At 49.3% G+C, this 16,908-nt stretch carries 11 protein-coding genes; 3 read left to right on the top strand and 8 right to left on the bottom strand.

Going from position 1 to position 16,908, the window contains the following annotated elements; genetic code table 11:
- Window positions 1–248 (top strand): transposase (locus L9W92_RS07715; protein ID WP_240083177.1); only part of this gene is annotated, 248 nt, incomplete at its 5' end.
- 225 nt (window positions 249–473) lie between these two features.
- On the opposite strand, the gene L9W92_RS07710 is transcribed toward L9W92_RS07715, so the two are convergent.
- The 4 genes from L9W92_RS07710 to L9W92_RS19120 all read right to left on the bottom strand — a co-directional run bounded on the left by L9W92_RS07710 (window position 474) and on the right by L9W92_RS19120 (window position 6,882).
- Window positions 474–1,670, bottom strand: a complete 1,197-nt coding sequence (locus L9W92_RS07710; RefSeq protein ID WP_240083176.1) for an SGNH/GDSL hydrolase family protein — start codon at window positions 1,668–1,670, stop codon at window positions 474–476.
- A 196-nt stretch (window positions 1,671–1,866) separates the two neighbouring features.
- Window positions 1,867–2,952 carry a TolC family protein gene (locus L9W92_RS07705; protein ID WP_240083175.1) on the bottom strand — a complete coding sequence of 362 codons (1,086 nt, stop codon included), beginning with the start codon at window positions 2,950–2,952 and terminating at the stop codon, window positions 1,867–1,869.
- A 157-nt stretch (window positions 2,953–3,109) separates the two neighbouring features.
- The gene (locus L9W92_RS19125; RefSeq protein ID WP_240083174.1) at window positions 3,110–4,396 is read right to left on the bottom strand and encodes a copper amine oxidase N-terminal domain-containing protein; all 1,287 of its coding nucleotides are present in this window, start codon (window positions 4,394–4,396) and stop codon (window positions 3,110–3,112) included.
- Window positions 4,397–4,617: 221 nt separating this feature from the next.
- Entirely contained in the window at window positions 4,618–6,882 is a 2,265-nt protein-coding gene (locus tag L9W92_RS19120; RefSeq protein ID WP_240083173.1) for a copper amine oxidase N-terminal domain-containing protein, read from the bottom strand.
- A 548-nt stretch (window positions 6,883–7,430) separates the two neighbouring features.
- Between L9W92_RS19120 and L9W92_RS07690 the strand changes: the two genes are divergently transcribed.
- Complete coding sequence (locus tag L9W92_RS07690) at window positions 7,431–8,042, top strand: sigma-70 family RNA polymerase sigma factor (protein ID WP_240083172.1); 612 nt, start codon at window positions 7,431–7,433, stop codon at window positions 8,040–8,042.
- Between the two features lie 6 nt (window positions 8,043–8,048).
- Window positions 8,049–9,107 carry a zf-HC2 domain-containing protein gene (locus tag L9W92_RS07685; protein WP_240083171.1) on the top strand — a complete coding sequence of 353 codons (1,059 nt, stop codon included), beginning with the start codon at window positions 8,049–8,051 and terminating at the stop codon, window positions 9,105–9,107.
- A 104-nt stretch (window positions 9,108–9,211) separates the two neighbouring features.
- Here L9W92_RS07685 and L9W92_RS07680 read toward each other — a convergent pair whose 3' ends face one another.
- The 4 genes from L9W92_RS07680 to L9W92_RS07665 are packed head-to-tail and all read right to left on the bottom strand — an operon-like array spanning window position 9,212 to window position 16,766.
- Entirely contained in the window at window positions 9,212–10,369 is a 1,158-nt protein-coding gene (locus L9W92_RS07680; protein WP_240083170.1) for a stalk domain-containing protein, read from the bottom strand.
- Window positions 10,370–10,427: 58 nt separating this feature from the next.
- Window positions 10,428–11,906 carry an S-layer homology domain-containing protein gene (locus L9W92_RS07675; protein WP_240083169.1) on the bottom strand — a complete coding sequence of 493 codons (1,479 nt, stop codon included), beginning with the start codon at window positions 11,904–11,906 and terminating at the stop codon, window positions 10,428–10,430.
- Window positions 11,896–13,056, bottom strand: coding sequence for an outer membrane protein assembly factor BamB family protein (locus tag L9W92_RS07670; protein ID WP_240083168.1), 1,161 nt, complete (start codon window positions 13,054–13,056; stop codon window positions 11,896–11,898). Before L9W92_RS07670 ends, L9W92_RS07675 begins: the two co-directional genes overlap by 11 nt.
- Window positions 13,057–13,106: 50 nt before the next feature.
- Window positions 13,107–16,766 (bottom strand): S8 family serine peptidase, encoded by a 3,660-nt coding sequence (locus L9W92_RS07665; RefSeq protein WP_240083167.1) that lies wholly within the window; start codon window positions 16,764–16,766, stop codon window positions 13,107–13,109.
- Window positions 16,767–16,908 lie beyond the last annotated feature (142 nt).

Below are 16,908 nucleotides of genomic sequence, written 5' to 3'. Positions count from 1 at the left end.
GTTACAGCATCACCCAGCCGAACGAGAAAAACCGCCTAAGACTTGAATTTGAATCCAGTGAAGCCTTCTGGGAACGGCTGAAAATTCGGCACCGTATTGAAGAAAAGAACGGTGAAATGAAAGTGGCACACGGTCTTGATAGAGCTGATACCGTGGGCCTTGTCGCTATGCGATTACAAACCTACTTCACGGCCTTTGTGGTGAATGTAAAAAGAATCGTGAAATTAAACGAACTAAAAGCGGTATAATGTTGCCGCTTATTTTATTTTCAATACTATTTTGATGTTCAGATTGATTTTTAAATGAATATATATGCGCTGAAAAAGCCACCGCTTTATAAAATAGTGGCTTTTTCAGTGCCCTTGTCATCTTGGGCTTTGGGGTTTCTATTTTGGTATGCCTACCAGTGTGCCGATTAAGGAGATTTCTAATGGTAAAAAACAGCGACCCCCTGTTCCCGCCCAGGGTAAAAATCATCTGGCATGGACTCCTTGCAGGTATGGCCGCAGGTCCCTGCTCAAAAGTTCGGCCATGGCGGCGTTCCCGCCGTCAAGCATGTGCAGGGAATCGTGGAACAGCTCCTGCGGGATGGCGTCCTGGTAATTAAAAAACGCGATATCCCTTTGGAGCGCCGCCTGCGCAATGATGCCGGTGTTCTTCTCATATGCGTCGTAGTCAAGCAACTGGTATCGCTGCAGCAGGGCATGGTTGACCGGGCTCAAAAAAATGACCGCCGGGATTTCATTTTCCTCCAGGTAGCGGCAGAGTTCCCGATAGTACTTGAAATCCACATTGTCCTTGCCGGTGACGTCGAAAACTTTTTTCAGGTGGGCCTTGTCCTCTTCGCTCCAGGGGAAGCTGGTCCAAACATTATACTTGTTCTCCGGCTTGTCCTTTTCGGAAAAAGGCTCCTGCTCCTGTTCCGCGGGCTCTTCCGCCTCCGGCATTATCCCCTTAAAGGCAAGATCATAATATTCCCGGCCTTTTGCAGCCGGCCGGCCGCCAAAGAGAAACCGGTTGAGCTCCTGCCTGAAGCGGTAAACCGACCAGTATTCCGAGATCTTTTTCTGCAAAAGTGTTTCAACCGCAGAACCGCCGGCGGCCTCCGCGGAGTCGGTTTTAACCGGCTGGTCAGGCGGCATTTCAGCGGGGATATTGAGCTCTTTCTTTTGCTCGTCCGTTAACTGGTAAAACCAGACCTTAAAATACAGCAGCGGGTCTTTGGCCATTTCATCCGAGAAAAAAGGATAGGAAATATTAATCATAAAGAACTGCACCGCCCCGGCCTCGTGCAGACTTTTCACCGCCATGTAGAGATCAGCCGGACGCCCGCCGGGGAAACCGCAGTTGAACACTCTGGCCTCCGGTAGGTAACTGCCCCGCAGTTCTTCCTCCAGATGGGCGGTAATGGTCTGCTCTCCTTCCGGAACGCCCGCGCCCTGCACCACCGAGTCACCGATGACCGCGATTTTGCACCCTTTTTGCCTAGCCATATAATCCGTGTACAAATCAAGCGTGTCGCTTTTCACGTGGGCGCCGTTCTCAAACCGGAAGTTGCTGTCAAAGCCCATCTGGTGATAGACATACCATTCGCCTATATAATTGGACAGGACCAGGAAGAATACCAACGATGCCAGAAAGGCGATTCTCCCTGCGGTTTGCCGCCGCACTCCCTTCACCCCGGCAATTCCTTTCCTAAAATCATAATTGTTTATAATTCGACATAACAGTATTTATAACCTTTTTTGCTTTTCTGGCAAATAACCAGCGATAGCAAAAAACCACCTCCTGCCTAAATTGTAACAGGAGGTGGTTTTCACTTCAATCAATAAGCTAGCAAGTTAAATTCCGCACTACTTATCCGATTTATCCGGCGTACGCCCACGGCTTTTGGAAAGCGTAGGTTAGTATATCATGTTCACATAACGTGTCAAACTCCAGCTTTTTCGCTTTTTCAAGAGCAATTTCGGCCGCCGTGACATCCGCCGCCGTAACCATTCCCACCTCATACTTGACTCTTATAACCCTTAAGGCTTCCTCAGCCACCTTGACACTTTCCTGGCAACCCGCATACTGTTCTTCCAGTTGCTTAGTCTTATAATAAATTGTGCGGACAAGATTTTTAAACTGCTCATTCGTATCTGCAGCGTCTAGCTTAGCTTTATCAAGATCTATTTTTACTACTTTTATTGGCTCCGAAGTTGAATCATAATTCCAAATATTATAGGCTATCTTTGCGAGATCCACATTCTTTTGCGCCAGCCAGACAGTTGGACTTTGTTCAAACGCTTTTTGCACCTCATAATCCAAATTGTTCACTGTGAGCTCCTCATATCCTGGCAAATCCGTCAATACCGGCCTGTCCTCCGGCCACAAGCCCACCAGCAGGTTGAATGCCTCGTACGAGTCGTCCAGCGCCTTCTTTTTCGCCTCAAGGTCGGACTTGGAAGTTTCAACCGTAGCCTCAGACTCAACAAGTTCGGCCTTATTCAGCAAGCCAACCCGGTTTTTGGCTAAAGCTATGATGTGCTGACTATTGTCATATTTTAACTGCGCCTCCGCCATTTTCACATTTTCCGTTGCCTGCAGCAAACCGTTATAAGCCTTTATTACCTTCATAACAAGGCTGTCCTGCTCGGCTTCATAGGTACGCTTGGCCATCTGCCAGTTCGTATCCGCCTTTTGCAGCCCGGTAAAGGCCGTCTCAGCCGCCGTGGTCGCTTCATCATACGGTGTATACATCACTTTATCGGCAGCTTTATCCCGCAGTTCCTCAGTTCTATCAATATCATAATCAGCACTCTTTATCGACTTGCTGTTCAACAAGGCCTTATCTATAGCTTGCTGAAGAGTTAACTGGGGATTTTCCGGTTCCCTCGCCAAGGCAATGTTTACTCCAATGACGAAATTCAAAATAAAACACAATACTGCTACCACAGTAATCCTGCGCAAGGCAATCACTCCTTGAAATTAGTTAAGATGCTTAATTATCTTCTATATTAAATATAACTTGTATTTTTTCTTCAGTCAAGGAAAAATTTAATCCGGGTGTCTTAAATTAGCCCGGATTCTGATACTCTAAGATAATTACGTCCACACCGCAAGTTACTTATTTTTTGATTATAGCTGTTTCGCTCTTTTCATCCCAGATAATATTAGCCCCAAATGCCTGGGCAACCCAGCGCAAAGGCAGCATCACTCGTCCCGGTTCCACAAATTCTGGCTCCACATCCATAACGACTGATTTACCATTAACGATCATTTCCTTGCTGCCAATGACGAATTTAATAAAACCGCTTTCTCTCACTATAACAACACATTGTTCGTCATTGTACCAATTAATGTCACTATCCGCTATGCCTAAAGCCGTTGCTATATAACGTACGGGCAGGTACGTCCTGTCATTTTTTACATATGGCGCAATATCCATTTGTTGTTCCTTGCCGTCAAGAAGAAATTTATCCTGCCCAATCGTAAATGCAACGTTCGGCTTGACAATATCCGCTACGCTCAGTTCTCCGGTTAAACCCGCCGTTCCGCCGATCTGCACTTTTAATTCGCCTGTTAATCCTGGCTCAACCGATACTTCCATATCCTTAAGCTCTAAACTTGCCGCCGAACTATAACTACTAAGAAACTTAAATTCCGCGGTTCTCCCGTCATCACTGACCGACCCAGCCACTTTAATTTCATTGCCTCCGCCTCCACCCAACTTTTCCCACCTGACATTTGGAGGCAATTGAAGTGTGAAGGTAGTGCCATTAATAATTTTAGACGTTGCATTCTTCGTCAGTTTAATCACACCTATTTTCTGCCCTTTTAAGCCTGCGTATACAGTAACGGCATCCGTGCATTCTAAGTTAACGTCTGCATTATTGTTAGTCGCGTAATCCGGATCGTCGGGGATATCAATCGTTATACCAATATCACCGGCATCCCCCCCGGCAACAAAAATTCTTTTTGGGTAAAGATAAAAATAACATTCCTCTTGAGGATCCGGCTCTCCAATAACTTCCATTCTTACCTCTCTTTCATTGAGGCTGGTAAAGCTTAAAATTGGCTTATTGCCTTGATAAAAGCCGTTGTCATTACCGGAGTCCTTGCTTGGAACCAAAATGTAATTTTTCGTACCATATTTTATAAAGTCCGAATCATAAACAATGGAATTCCATTGCTCCGTGGTTTGAGCAGACCTGGCAGCAGCATTTTTGTTAGAATCTAAATCCGTCGTGGTCCAGATAAAACCGGAAGGCAACCTGAATATAACTATGTCGTATTTCTGCAATCTTCCGGCAGGGAATTTGGCAAAGATACTACCCAGTTCATTTACTTTATTATCTTTTACTACTTTGACTGTAACCGGTTTATATACTACAGATTCAGCAAACGCCTGCACTGGTAGGACAGTCAGTAAAAGAAAAAGTATTAACAGCGCCGACAAATGCTTTAACTTCATAAAATTATACCTCCATAATTAATTATTCAATAATTAATTATTCCACAGAAACACAGATATTCCTGCAAGTAGATATTTAGGCTATTAATATTTAAAATAGTTAATTATTTTAAGTTATAAAAAAGACCGGGTCCCTAAAGAACCCGGTCTTTTTTATATCGCTAGTTTATGGTTACAGTCTGGGTAGCTTCATCCCAGGTAACTTCGCAACCGAGGGCTTGTGCCACATAACGAATGGGCAGCATGGTACGACCCGGATCCACAATCTCTGGCGCAACGTCCATGGTGAATGCCACGCCGTTGATATACATGGTAGTATCTCCGATAACCATCTTGACCACACGGTCACCCTTAATCATGATAACACTCTGGTCGGCTTCGTTCCACATGATGTTGGCATCTGTAATACCGGCTGCGTAAGCGGCATACCGGATCGGCAGGTAAGTGCGATCGTTCTTAATGTATGGCTCTACGTCCATAGTTTTTTCCACACCGTTAACAGTATACGTAGCATTACCGATTGTGAAGACTGTTTTGTAGATGGCTGTCTGATCTGCAGGGGTCACGCACTTGGCGTTTACTGCTTTGGCAGCCCATTTCACGGTCGGGAAAACACCATCATTATCAATTGTGTAATCACCATCAAAGCCGGCCGCCAGTTCGCTCGGATTGAAATCTCCGCTAGTCTCCGTCGTACCATAATAATCTTGAATCGCTTCTTTATTATTTACTTCGTTTAGAGCACTACCGCCGATCTTGACTTTAACATCACCTTCAGCAACCGTGCGGTTAACAACATACTCTATTCCGCTAATTTTGATCTTACTAGCTGTGCTGCTGGTACCTGACACAGGAATAGTAAGCACTTCACCATCTACATCAATATTCCCCTCGTCAATGTCAAGGTCACCTTCCACAACCTCCACTGTCGGTACATCCTGAAATTCCAGTCCGCTTGGCAACTCAATAACTATGTCCGCATCATCGGAAATCGCTTCCGCTTTACCTTCAGTGATCTCAATATCTCCGCCAGCTTGTTCCTGCATACCAATCTTCACTTCGGTCACATTTGCAGTCACAGATACGACCGGCTCGATTGTAGCAACGACAACCTCATCACTCGCTCCGGCGGTACCGCCAATTTTAACCTTAAGGTCGCCGGTTTCATCTACAGCAAGGTGAACCTTACCATTTTTGAACTCAATTTTGCCACAATCATCATTACCGTCAGAACCTTTAGTTATCAAGTACTTAATTGTACGCCCGTCAGTGCCGCTAGCAGTAATATCAGTTTTATTTACAGTAAGATCTGTTGCAGAAATCTCAGGATATTCACACCATCTTGCATTGGCCGGCAACGTTAATGTCACGGTCTTACCACTAGTACTTGCAGACAAACTTCCCGGAGCATCCTCTTTTACAACAATTGTTCCGATTTCCTGTTCAAGCTGCCCTGCCACCACAGTCGTAGCATCTTCCACAGTTGCTGTAACACCGAATTCACCATACGTGCCAACTACCAAAGATGTCGTATCAATATCACTATCACCACTGATAGTTACTGTCACATCACCATATTTAGCCACGCTATCATCAACATCAATTTTTGCGTTAATGTCTAAGATTGCTTTTCCTGAACCTCTAACACTTGCGCTGGTATCCACATACAAATAGCGGTCATTATTACCATCCACATCAAGTGTCGGGGCAGTTGTATAAGCGCCGTTAACATCATCCAAGTCAGGATAAGGTACTGAATCCAAGCTGCCTTCATACCAGCTAAAACCTGACGGTAATGCTAATTTAACACTTTTAGCTTTACCTTGTTCTAATGCATTTGTTACTGTTTCAGTTAACCGAATTGTAGCAAAACCACCATCATCGCTAAAGGACGGCGTATTGATAGCTTCAGCACTAATCGCGCCGCCGGAAGCCTTACCGATTACCACTGTACCATTATCCAATTGGCCGCTAAGTTTAGTAACCCTGGCGCTCACTTCACCATCATCGCAATCTCTAACATCTGCCGTAAGTTTAATACTTACCTTATACTCTTCGCCAGATGTAGGTGTTATATTAAGCTTCCATGCTTTCTCGCTGTTTTGCGTAAGCGCTATTGTACCAGTTGTATAACTACTAACAGTCTCATATACAGCAGCTGATACAGGCATCCTAGTACCACTGGAATCAACTACTTCAATAAGCGCTGCACTGGCACCTGAAGCAGGATCTATATCGATCATAAACGTACCCAAGTCTGTGCCAGTATAAGGAGTCCCACCAGCATCAACCTCATCGGGATCAAATGTTACAGTAGTAACCTGCTCATAAGTTGTCCCCGCGTATGCCGCCATCGGCGCCAGCAAGGCCGCCAGCAGAGACAGCGTCAGCAGGATGGACATCAGTTTCCTATTCCTTTTTCTCACTTATTTCCCTCCTAAATTTTTTTACTTACTTTGGAGCCGTCGCGGGCCGTCTTAGGTCAATGCCTTTCAACACACCCTCCTTTAAACTTTTCCATCCCCTCCTTATAATTAATAATAAAGAATTTTGCTGGATATAAAGTACATGTGTTGCTGCTTACCCGATTGTCTCCTGAACTGGTAAAGCAACGGGCAAAAGACATATTCTACACGTCCAGACAAATTCCTGCCCGGCAGTTTGTCTTTTCCTCTATTGCTTTCTGTTTAATTAGACAACCAGCCAACTCCAAAAGTTCCATCAGCACTGTAAAAATTTTTGCTAATTATAACCACAATCTTTATTTTATAAATGAAAGTTTTTTGATTGATTCCATAAACTCTATCACCTTATAATTATCGTGAGGATTTTATTTTTACGCTTGAAATGATGTTCAGGAGTATTCAGAAAAATTAAATTTATATCGTCCTCCCGTGGCCGGAACTTTATCCGGCGTGACTGTGTCTAATATAGTAAACGGGAGGTTTTTACACATGCTAGGAGTAAGCCTCCCATGAACGATACGGAATTGCTGGTAAAAAGAGCAAAAAAGAAAGACTCTTCCGCTTTTGAAGAACTTGTGCGAATCCACCAGAACAGGGTTTACGCCCTCAGCCTGCAGCTTTCAGGCAACCGCGACGACGCCCAGGACCTGGCGCAGGAAACATTCATCAGAGCCTACCGGGCGTTGGACAGATTCCGGAACGAGGCGGACTTCGGCACCTGGCTGCACCGGATCGCCGTAAACGCATGGCTTAATTTCCGGCGCAAAAATGGTGGAAAGCAAACGTTGTCCTTGGACGAACCATACAAGGACGAGGGCGGAAGCGAAATTCAGCGAGAGATTGCCAGTGATGACGGAGACCCGCTCCTGGCGCTGGAGGAAAAGGAATTTCGCGGCTTGGTGCGGGTGGCGTTAATGGAGCTTTCCGATGAGCACCGAACAGTGCTGGTGCTGAGAGAGATGGAAGGGTACAGCTACGAGGAAATATCGCGCATGCTGGAGTGCTCCCTGGGAACGGTAAAGTCGCGGCTTAACCGGGCACGGGAGGTAATGCGGCGCAAGATAACTGATCTAGCGCGGGAGACCGGAGAAGTGTTGCCTTTATATGAGGAGAGAAGGTGACGGCAGATGGATTGCCGGGAAACATTGAATTTAATACCAGATCACCTGGACGGGACACTTACCGGAGACGAGCAGGCGGCCATGGCGGAACATCTGGCGGTTTGCCTACAGTGTGCGCATCAAATGGATATGCAAAAAAGGCTCGCCGCGGCACTGCGGGAGATGGGCCAGGAAGAAATCCAGGCGCCGCCGGAATTATGCGGTCTGGTGATGAGCAAACTGCGCACCGAACGTCGGACTATGTTACCGAGGCTGCCGGCAGCCTGGCGGAGTGCGGTTGCCGCAGCCGCCGCGGCCGTCCTGATTATCGCCGGAGGTGTAGCCGGATTGAAAATGGACGGCAACGGTAAAGTGATCGTGTACTCACCACCTGAAACGAGTGTAATAGATGATCAGGAAAACACCGTGCCGTCGTCAAATGATGCTTCCGGGAATGACGGAATACAGCCGGGCGATAGCAATAACACTCAGCCGCCCGGCGAAGAAAACATACCGGATGCTGGCGGGTCGGCCAATCCCAGTGAAAGTGAGCAGGCAAGCGGTAATAACGGCCCCACAGATAAAGGAGAGGGAAAGGCGCCAACAGCGGCCGATAACAAGTCTTTAATGGAAGAACCCCATGTAATGCTTAGCAACGGCATAAATGTGACCAGCACCTTTTTAAAACTGGCTGTTGACGACTTGGCCGGGGCCAGGGCCAAAGCGGTGACGATGGCATATGGCCACGGAGCAGTTACTCAGGTGTTGCCGGAGGAACAGAGCGGCGGTAAAAAAATCGTTGTCTTAAGGCTGACGGTGGCTTCAGAACAGGCGACCAGCCTTATCTCAGGACTGACGGGCGCGGGTTCATTAATAGACAGACAGGACGAGAGACGTGACATAACTTCCATATACAATGAAACACTGATACAGTACAATGACCTACAATCAAGAATCAATTCAGCCAGTGAATCTGAAGAAAAGCGGCAACTGGAAATGCAGGCAGCTTCATATAAACAGCAATTGACCGCTTGGGATGCCGAGGCGGGCAAGCGGGTAATCATGTTATGGCTGGAGAGCAGGTAGGATAAGGAGGCCGGGGTTAAACCCGGCCTTTAAGTATTAGCGATCAAGGAGAGTGGTTGTTTAATCCAACAACCACTTTCCTATCTCCCACACTTATTAACTGACTAACTATCCCAACTGAAAGTATAGGTGCTGCCGTTATATTTCACATAATAACTGGAACGATCATTATCAACCAATTTTCCTGTGATTTTCGCATCCTCATAATCGGTACCGTCAGCTTCTTTGTTGATTCTTGATTTTACGGCACTCATAAAACTCTTTATTTTAGTTTTACTCACTTTTGTTAAGTTCGCATAACTATCCGCGTCGCTAAAATCAAGCTTAATTACGTATGCCAAGTCGTCCTCGTCACCACTCAGCGCTACTGACACATCTATTCCATCGTCACTAAAATAATCATCTCCAGCATCCGCAAAATAATCATTGAGCTCATTTTCTATTTCGCTTAAATCCGTACTGTTACTTGAACTATCATTATCCCAGCTGTAAGTATACTTGCTGCCGTTATATTTCACATAATAATTGGAATAATTATTATCAACCAGTTTTCCTGTGATTTTCGCATCCTCATAATCGGTGCCGTCAGCTTCCTTGTTGATTCTTGATTTTACGGCACTCATAAAACTCTTTATTTTAGTTTCGCTGACTTTTGTTAAATTTGAATAATTATCCGCGTAGCTAAAGTCAAGCTTAATTGTATACGCCAAGTCGTCCTCGTCGCCGCTCAGCTTAATCGACACATCTATTCCATCGTCACTAAAATAATCATCTCCAGCATCCTCAAAATAATCATCGAGCTCATCTTCTATTTTACTTATACTCGTACTATCCTTCTTGTCTATTTCATCCTCAAGCTCGCTGATCTTTGTGTTAAGTGTTGTGATTTTACTTTGGAGACTGCTTATCTCATTTTGCAGTGTACTTATTTCAGTATCCTTTTTTGTCAGTTGCTCTCTTAAGGCAGCTTCAACTGTACTCGTATTATCTGCAATCACGACTTGATAGTTAGACGGATCCCAATAGATATCTTTGCCGCTAATACTTTCCATGATCATGCGCACAGGCACATATGTAGTGTCGTTAATAATATAGGGTTGATTTGAACCCGTCAATTCCTGCCCATTGTATAAGATTCTTACGCCCTGATACGCTTGAACCGTCTGCATGTTAGAAGAAGCATACACAACTGACGCTGTGCATACTACAGTAATTAACATAGCGGCTAAAATGAAAAATAGCCTCTTTCTAAGATCAGTCATTTTGGATAACCTCCCCAAAAAAAAGTTATTAATATTTTTGAATTCATCAGACGCAGGACTATTTCGTAACTTTTATCTCAACCACTACCTCATCATCAATCTCACCGGGTAACGGATCAAGATAAGTGACTTTAACCTTATCGCCGACCGTCACGCTATCCTGCCGAATCCCGTCTTTATCCACTATCCGCGCATAATCATAATGATTAAACCATGCCGGTTTTTTCCCTGAGGAGCTTCCTTTTAAATAAAGGCGCCCGTCTTCAATCCTTTTCACCTCGCCGGAAGTTGTCTTCACATCAAGAAGGGTTACTTTTCTGACCTGCCCTTGGGACACCAGCACATCCACAAAGTCACCTTGTTTAAGCGAACTAAACCCCTTTGACGCTTTTCCCCCGCTTACAACAGCATCCCAGGCCAGGGGCAAAATCAAGTCTTTTACATTCATATCGCAAAGCACCATTAAATTGTCCTCGCCCAAGGCCACCATTTTAACCGATCCCCTGATTTTCTCTGTTTCCACCGCGTCATCCTTTAGCTCCAAAAGATTAACCCAGCTTACCTGCCGGCGCCCGTCCAAAATTACCTCGCAGCGAAAACCAACCGCTTGCTCCAGGGATTCTTCCTCCTCCGCCAGGAAGCATTGGACATTGCCCGCCACCTGGAGCTTTTGCGCGCCGGACAGGGAGTTGAAAAGTATATCCCGGCGATCTTTATTTTTCTCGATACCGGCAATCCATCCCGCAAGGCGGCGTCCGTCCGGGATTTTTACCCATCCCCGGTCCACTAGCCGGCTTAGGATTACCGCTATTTCAGCCCGGGTTAGAGTGTCCCGCGGCCGGAAGGTGCCGTCCGGGTAGCCGGACATGACGTTCGCGTTAACAACCGCTGCGACATAGACTTGTTCTTCAGGTTCCAGCGTATCCAGGTCGGAAAAGGTTTCAGCGGAAGACAAGCCGCCTTCCGCCAATATATTATTTTCAGCCGGTTCCGACTCATTTCCAGTCAAAGACGGCACAAGGCACATGGCCCGCGCCAAAAGTTCCGCCACCTCAAGCCGGGTCACCGGCCCGGCGTAATCATAATCTTCCGGGTCATCCGGCGCGAGAAATCCTTTTTCCACTGCCAGATCGATATAGGACTGCCCCCAGGGCACTTTGGGCGTTTGTTTTGTTTCCACGCCGCTCGCGGAGTTTGCGCTATTCTTTTTTTTATTACTATTAGCGGCCAGTTTCTCAGCCTCCGCGGCAAAACCACCTGAACGGACGATTAACACCACTGTTTCCAGCCTGTTGACCAGTTGATCCGGCTTGAAAGTATGATCCGGATAACCTTTGACCATCTCCAGGGTGGCCAGCCGGGTAACATGGCTCCGGGCCCAGTGCTCCGGCAAATCGCTAAAAGAAACAACATCTTGCGCCTTGGCGGCTAAGGCGGGTGAACAGCGGCACCATACCCAAATCGCGAAAACAACGAAAAAAAATATGAAAAAAATCAGAAAAGAGAGGCTGTTTTTTCTTGTTCTTTTAATAATCATCGTAGTCTCCATTAGTATCCGGCGGTTCATCTATAATTTTGTACAGGGTTCCCGCGTCTGTCATTACATAAAGATATCCGTCGGGTCCGGCGAAAGGCTGCATGGAAACCTTGCCGTCAAGGGCAAGATCCCAATCCAGCCGTCCCAGCGGGTTCACTGCCAGCAAGCGCTTGTCTCCCGTTCCCAGGTAAACGCGCATGCTGCTTTCATCCACCGACGGCCGGGAAATAGCCTCACTAAAAATTTGATGCCATGCTTCCGTGCCGTCATCTTGATTTACGGCGTAAAGTCTTTCCCCGGCGCAGAAGTAAAGCAGGCCATGTTCGGAAAGGGTGGGGGCTGTCAGGTTGTCGTACCCCACCCGATAACTCCACAGGGGACTGCCGTCGCCATAGCTGTCGAACGCGAGAACTCTCCCTTTGTTCAAGCTGTCAATCTTTTGGGGATTAACAGTGGCATATATCCGGCCGTCCGCGCCGTTGACCAGATTGGCCCCCTTAATGTCACCCAGCGGGTAGCGCCAATAGATCTCTCCCTCTTCGCTTAACGCCGTCAAGTAAAACCCTTCATCTTTCCTGCCGAGAACGACAAATACAGCCTGCTCGTTTCCCGTGCTGGCTAAAATTTCCCAGTCGGTATCAAGCTGGGTGCTGCCGGCACCCTCTTCGCCCCAGCGCATTACCATCCATTTATAGTGTCCCGCGGTATCAACAGCGTATAGGGCCGACGGCAGGGGCAAATATAATAAATTACCGGGGCCGGTGGTCAGTTGCGCCGCTGCTTTGCTGTCATTCTGATAAACTTGGAAGCTCCATCCTTTGCTGCCGTTTAACTTTATCTCCTGAATCAAAGCATTGCCCGGCATAAATATTGATCCGTACGGGTCAAACACCGGACGTCCCGATTTGCCGCCGCTGGACGAGGTAATCTCCCATAGTTTGCGGCCATTTGCCTCCAGTGCGGCCAGCTTGTTTCCGGACGGCGCGTAAAACAAGCCGTTAGGACCCAACTGCAGTTCTGATGTCAGCTTGCCTATTTTAGCCGCCTGCCAAACCACACGGGGCGACCACTTTTCAGAGCATTCGGCGGACAGAACAGGAGTGAGAAAAAATAATAATATTGCCAGGGTTAAGCTAATCATCCGGTACATTCCTTCACATCCTTACATAAATACCATGCGGCAAATAAATAGCATATGCCTCACGGCATCTCACAGACATCCAGCAGTCTTTCCAGCAGGATGGCCATCTCCCCGACTGTAACCAGGTCGTCCGGCGCAAAGGCACCGGCTGTCCGGTCACGGAAAAGCCCCGCAGCTGTTGTTTCGGCAACGGCATCGGCCGCCCAGGCGGGTATATCGCCTGCGTCCAGGTAAGGCAATTCCGAAGCAGAGCCAATTTCAATTCCAATGTCACGCTGGACGGCAGCAAGAATCACCGCCATCTCGGCGCGGCTCAAGTTGCCTGCCGGTTGGAAGCTTCCGTCAGGATAACCGTTGATAATGCCGCGCGCCCGCGCTTCAGCCGCGGCGGGACGAAGCGGCGCCGGAATATCCTCCGCGTCAACATAGGGCAGAGGCCATTCGCTGGCCTCCGGCCAGTTCAAGAGCCGCGCCAGCGCGGCAGCCGCTTCCGCCCGCGTCAGCGGCACACCGGACAAACGTCTGAAATCTCCTCCCCGTGCTGTGTCGGCCAGAGCCTGCCTCATCACTTCGGCGATAATTATTGCAACATCATCTTTCCCTTCGCTGTCCGGCATGTTTATCTTCCTGCCGGTGACGCCGCCTTTTAGCCGGTCCACGGCCACAATTGTATAACTATATTCTTCTTCATTGTCCTGGTCTTGATTGTCCTGCTTAAGGAAGCATCTGAACCTGCCTGACTCGTCAACGGAAATCGCTTGTTTGAAGCCCTTTTGCCCCCACAGGTAAACATTGGTGTCGACGCCGGCCTTGCCGGACACCGCCAAACCGCCTTGGAGCGGGACGGCAGAGGTAAACAGCAGCGGCGGCGAAACGGCAGAACGCGCGTTTACCGACAGCAGCACGTTTCCGGTTGGTGAAGGAGCAGTGGCGTATTCTATTTCAACCTGTTCACCCTTAAGAAAATCTCCCGGCAGCATCGGATAGCTGTTTTTATAATAACGGGTTAAGCCGGAAGGCCGGTAACGCCCGCCCTCTCCGGTGGTGATAATGCCTTCTGCGCTATCATATCCTGTAAATGTGCTCTCATCATCGAAAGTTTCTCCTATATCCAGCCTCCACACTTCTGCACCGGCCGGGTCGGTTGTGACCCTGACCCAGCGCCCGGTTGCTATAGCGTCGTCCGGCGTGCTGATCCCCCACCGGTAGATAACAGCATCCGGAGACAAGTATAAAGAGCGGTAGCGGCCGCTGCTATCCAGCAGGTAAAGTTCCCTGTCTTTTCTGGTAAAATCAATGATCTTCCCGTAAAGAACACTGCTATATACCACCAGGCCGATTGCCTCGCCGGTGTCCGGCAGGAGCACGGCTGTTACATGGTCTCCCGGCTTGATCGCGTCAAAATTGGCAGTCTCCCTGTCCTTTCTAACCGGCGCGCCCGGGAAAATCTGGATAAAAGTGCCGTTTTCCATCCGTATCCCACCGCTGTTAGCGACAGGATCACGTACGGTGCCGAGGACCACCTGCCGCTTTACCGCCAGGTACTGCACCTCGCCGCTGGATGGCGCCAGGTGCAGGCGCACCGGCATGCCCGGCAAAGCTTTCTCCAATTCATCCAAAGCGCCGGTGCCGAAGGGCATATCCGCCGTTTCAGCACCGGCGTTGTAACTGTTTTCGTAAGAACAAACCGCATCGCCGGCAAGACGGTAAGTTCCCCCGTTTCCCTCAAGCACGATTGTTTTCCGCCCGTTCTCGTCGCGCAGTGCCGAAACAACACCCGCACGCTCGGCGTAACCGGCGCGAACCTGCCGGACTTTCTGGTCCACCGGGTTGACCACCGCGCTGATCTCCACTCCCGGGGGCAGCTCGCCCGGCGGCACAGACCGGCTGTTCAAGATGATCTCCCCGGCATCAGCGGGCAGACTGTAGCCTCCCAGCCTGACGGAAGAATTGATTTCCGTAAAAACAGTCCCTTCCGCCGTATTGAGCGCCTTTACCCCGGTGGCGCGCCATAAGCGGGCCGCCAGGTAGATCCGCTGAGGAGTCCGGTAGACTTCCGCCCCGGGAAAAAAGTGGCCGGCATCCGCCGGAGCAATATTGCCGTTAATGAGATTTATCACCGGCAGATCGGCCAGTTTGAACGAGGTGCCGTCCGCCAGTTCTATCGATCTGCCGCCGGTGCTTTTTACTACACTTTCGGCCGGGGCTTGCCCCCAAACCAGGGCGAAATCCTGCGCGGCCGCGGCGCTGCCGCTCACAGTATTCCGGCGCACGCCCGCGCCGGTTACTTCTACGGTATAATCCCCGGGCACTGGTGAAGGCAGGTAAACCTGCTCCACGTTGTTTGTCCGGTCCGGCACGTTTTTACCCAGGAAGTGGTTGCCGTAAAACACTCTTCCGTCAGGTGTCCGGACAATCAGGTCAAGGTCGTTCACCAGCGTTTGAGCGCTGCCTGATTCGGCCGGCGGGTCGGTCCAGGCCAGGGTGGCTTTAAAAGGGGATGAGGTGTCGGAAACATGGAACGTATAAGACATTTCGTTTCCTTGAGATACCCCGGCCAACTCGTCGGCCACTTCGCACTGGCTTTCTTTTAACGCAATTACCGTCCCGGCCAGGTCAATTACCCCGAAGCCCTCTTTTGACGGGCCGCCTGCAGCGGGACGGGAGCCGTTGATCAGCGTCGCCTTGGCCAGGGCCGCCGACGGGTTGGTTACATTCATATATTTCTCAAAATACTCCATTAAAAGGGCTGCCGAGCCGCCGGCAACGGCGGCGGCCATGCTTGTCCCCTGCATGCGCGTGTATTCCGGATACCCCGGCAGGTTGCCTTCAAGCAGGCGCGACCGGGCGGAAACCACCGCGGAAGCGGGAGCGAGAAGTTCGGGCTTGATCCGCCCGTCCCCGGTCGGCCCGCGCGAAGAGAAATCCGCGGCTGCCGCGGTATCATCCGCGTCCGGCACGAAGGCCGGCCGGGGCAGCACGGAAGCGCCGACGGCCAGGGCGTTTTTGCTGTTGGCCTCGGCGGTGACAGTGCCGGATGACGGCCCGCTGTTGCCGGCGCCGAAGACTGCCAGGAAGTCGGGATGATCACGTATAAAGTCATCCACCTGCGCGGCCGTCTCCTGGTAAACGTTAAAACCGCCGCCCCAGCCGTCCACATGAACCCGCGCGCCCGCCGCATAGGCCGGCGAGAATAGATCGGCCAGGTTGGCCGGCAACTCCGGCTCGCCATCCTGGTTAAGGATGGCCTGGAAATAAATACTGGCGCCCGGCGCCACGCCGCGGAATTTCCCGTCGGAAGCGGCGCCCGTCCCCGCGACGGTGGCGGCCATGTGTGTGCCGTGCCCGTCCGGATCGTCGGGTACGTCCCGCCCGGCCCATGATTTCAAGAAAACTACCTTGGGCATTTTGCCCGGCGCGCTTTGCAGGTCGGGGTGCAGGTCATTTATATTTCCCGTATCCAAGCCGCTGTCGGCGACGGCCACAATCTGCCCTTCCCCGGTGAGGCCGCCCGGCACGACGAATCCCGGCGCATATACCGCGGCGGCGCCGGTGATATCCCTGGCGCGGTCATTGAGAAAGGATATATTATTCTTTGGATCAAGGCGGTTTTCATAATGCAGCAGTAAGGTGAATATTAAAAAAACAGTAAAAATCAAACAGGCTGTAACAACTGAAAAACCGGTCAAACCCTTACGGGACGGTATACGACAACGCATGGGAAACCCCCTGGAAGACTTGATGGAAATGCAGCGACTTTTTTCGATTATTTATCTCTTTCGACAACTCTTAAAAATTTCCTGTTAAATTAGGAAAATAGTTAATTAAGTGAATAAAAAAATTTAGCAAGTCAGGGGGTAA

Source organism: Pelotomaculum terephthalicicum JT, assembly GCF_022410535.1.
Taxonomy (GTDB): domain Bacteria; phylum Bacillota; class Desulfotomaculia; order Desulfotomaculales; family Pelotomaculaceae; genus Pelotomaculum_D; species Pelotomaculum_D terephthalicicum.
This window is presented reverse-complemented; position numbering and strand designations above follow the sequence as displayed.